The organism is Campylobacter sp. CNRCH_2014_0184h (assembly GCF_025772985.1).
Lineage (GTDB): Bacteria > Campylobacterota > Campylobacteria > Campylobacterales > Campylobacteraceae > Campylobacter_D.
In genome coordinates this window covers 1-3,478 of sequence record NZ_JAKMTB010000017.1, presented here as the reverse complement: position 1 = coordinate 3,478, position 3,478 = coordinate 1, and the positions used below count along the sequence as shown (strand labels likewise).

The window sequence follows — 3,478 nt, the reverse complement described above, 5'->3', positions numbered from 1 at the left end:
GCTTTTTCTCCGGTATTTAAGCCACACAAAGCAGGTAATGTAGTAAATATGGGTAATATTAATGCTCAAAACGTTACTTTACAAGGTAATAAAGTAATGTTAAGTGCTGATACTAGTTGGGATGATAAAAATAATAAAATAAAATTCAATCAAATCACAGCAGATAATATAGATTTACAAGGTAATGAAGTTTATATGGATATTTCTACTATAAATTCTAAAAACCTAACTACTGAAGCAAAAAATAAAGGAATTGCTTATTTAAGTGCTACGGGTTATTATTATAATCCTACAAGAAAATACAATGATATTGTATTTACTAACAAAGGTGTAATGGATAAAACATATAATCAATATATTAGCATAGGCTCTGATGTTGACTGGTGGCACTTTGCTAAAGGATGGAATGAAAAAGATGATTTTAGAAATAATGTAGTAGGAGATACCTTTAAACTTACTAATGATATAGATTTTAAAGCAAGTGGTGGACAAAACTATGCTAATTATTGGGTAGACTTAAATGGTGATGGTAAAAGACAAGATAATGAATTTACTAATATGATAGTAGGTTTTACAGATAATAGTGCTTTTACTAAAATATTTGATGGACAAGGTTTTACTCTTAAGAATATTAATATAGATACAACAGGATTTTTTTATCCCGGAACTTATCCTGATGAATATGTAGGTATATTTGGCATATCAGATGGTGCTAAATTTAAAAATATAAATATAGATTATATGGGTGGTAGTGTTAAAGCATACGGATATGGTGACGATGGAGAATATACTTATATATCAAAATACGCAGGTGGGTTTGCTGGGAGTATTGAAGATTCAGAGATAGATAATATAAGTTTGAAAAATCTTGCTTATATTACTGCTGGTAGCGATAAAAGTAAAATAGGATCTATATATTTAGGTGGATTTGTAGGCGAAATTAAAAAAACAAATACATCCAATGTTGTTTTAAAGGATATAGGTACTATTGAGGCTGTAGGAAATGCAGTTTCAGTTACTGGCATGTCTGCAGGTGGGTTTGCTGGTCGTATATCTGGCGGTAGAGAATTTATGTATATAAAAGATATTGCATTAGAAAATATAGATAATATTATTGCTATAAATACTGCTGGTGGTAGTCAAACTTTATCTGCAGGTGGCTTTGCTGGTGCAATAGACAGTATGGCTAAAGATGGATATATTTCGCATGTAAAATTAAATAATATAAATAATATTAAATCTGGTTCTGAAGATAAAATAGATGGTAATATTGATGCGGGTGGATTTGTAGGAAGAGTTGAAGCGAGTGAAAATTTTAATATTAAAGACATTGTTGTAAAAAATATTAATCATATATATACTGGAAAAAGTGACTTATTTGAGAGTAATTCTGGTGGATTTGCTGGGACTACATTTTTAAATGGTTGGGAAAATGTATTTTTTAGAAATATTTATATAGAAAACATAGGCGATATTACTTCAAATGCTAACTCAGGTGGATTTATAGGAAGTAATTCTTATGGAGAGACAAATTATGTTGATATAACTGTAAAGAATATAGATAATATTCAAAGCACAAGAAACTCAGGTGGTTTTGTTGGTTTTAATAGAGGTGGTAATTATTCTAAAATTTATATAGGTGATATTAAAAATATATCTTCTAAAAGATCTGATAACTTGAGTAACAGCTTTAATTATGCAGGTGGATTTATCGGATTTAATGGTTATGGAGAATTTTCAGATATTACAGTTAAAAACATAGGAAATATTTCAAGCATTTCTGATGGTTTTACATATTCTGGAGGATTTATAGGAGGATTTGATAGTGGAGAGTTTAAAAGAATTTCACTTGAAAATATTACTAATATAAATAGTACATCAAAATCTAACTCTTCTTACTCAGGAGGGTTTGCCGGAGGATCTGTGTATAATAATCCTTATGCCAGCTTTTATTTTGCTGATATATATTTAAAGGATGTTTTAAATATATCAAGCTATGGCGAGATATCTATGTCTGGCGGTTTTGCTGGAGAGATTGTTAATACAAGGGAAGATAATTCTATTGTTTTTGATAGGATTAGTATTAATAATATCAATAACATTGAAGCTAAGGGAGAATATTATGCTGTTTCAGGTGGTTTCTTTGGGTTGCATTCATCTTTTTCTATAATAAATGATATAAAATTAAGTAATGTTAATGAGATTAAAGTTGAATCTTTAGGAGTTGGTTCTTCGGGATCTGCAGGTGGTTTTGCTGGAGAAATCTCAAGAGATTCTAAATTTGAAAATATTATTTTAAATAATTTTGGAAATATTATAGGTGAAGAATATACCGGTGGATTTGTTGGAGAAATGTCTTCTGATTTATATAATCCAAATGAATTTAATAATATTGTTTTAAATAATTTTGGAAATATTATAGGTGAAGAATATACCGGTGGATTTGTTGGGGTTGATACTAGAACAAAAATGAGTAATATTTCTTTAAATAATATTGATTATATTCAAGGAAATTATACTGGGGGATTTGCAGGAAAAGGACAAGGTGATTATAGAAATATAGCATTAAATAATATTAAACATATCAAAGGAAAATATGCTGGAGGTTTTACAGTATTTGGTACTGGAGGAAAAAATATCTATATATATTTTGATAAAGGAGCTATTATAGAAGGCTCAGAAAGTAGTGGTAAATTTTTTGGCTATTTAGATGAATATTTTCTTCCAAATGCTGAAAACACTTATATCTATCATTATAAGAAAGACTTAACTAGTGCAACAGCTGATCAAAAATATTGGGGTAATGAAATCCAACTCCATCCTTATGATGATAATAGTCAAGGTTATATAGATTTTAAGACAGCAGCTTTGGCAGCTTTAAATGGCTTAAAGGAAATAGATTGTGGTGCTAGTAAGAAATGTTTAGTTTTTACAAAAGATTTTGAGATTGAAAAACCATCTAATCCAAATATATCCGAGTCAAACTATCCAAATAATGTTATAGTATCTAAACCATCACAAAATACAGATTATATCCCTAACACAGAAGAAATCATCAATGAAAAGGTTGTTTTAGATGAAAATGATCTTTATAAAGATATTATCATCAATGAAATCATAGCTGATTTGAAAAATAAATATTACACCATTGATATAGCTGATTTGAAAGCTATTTTAGAAGCCTATAAAAATTTAGATAAAAATAGTGCTGAAGCTAGAACTAAGTTTATTATGGATTATTTCTTTGATAAAAACAATAAAGATAATCCATCAATGGAAATAGCTCGAAAAGAAATTTTCCAAAGCTTAGACTTTTTACTAGCTTATCAAGACAATGGTTTAAACAAAGCCGGTGATGACAAATTTGCAAGCAAAGAAACTATACAAGTTAAAAATGATATTTTAACTGAAGTTTCAAATTCTCTTGAGAATAAAACAATTGCAAGTAATTTAGAAAACCTAAGTAATTTAAATGATG

At 28.6% G+C, this 3,478-nt stretch carries 1 pseudogene; it reads left to right on the top strand.

Annotated elements, in window-relative coordinates:
• Window positions 1-3,478, top strand: a pseudogene (locus tag L8X36_RS07980) (hypothetical protein); the annotation flags it as partial.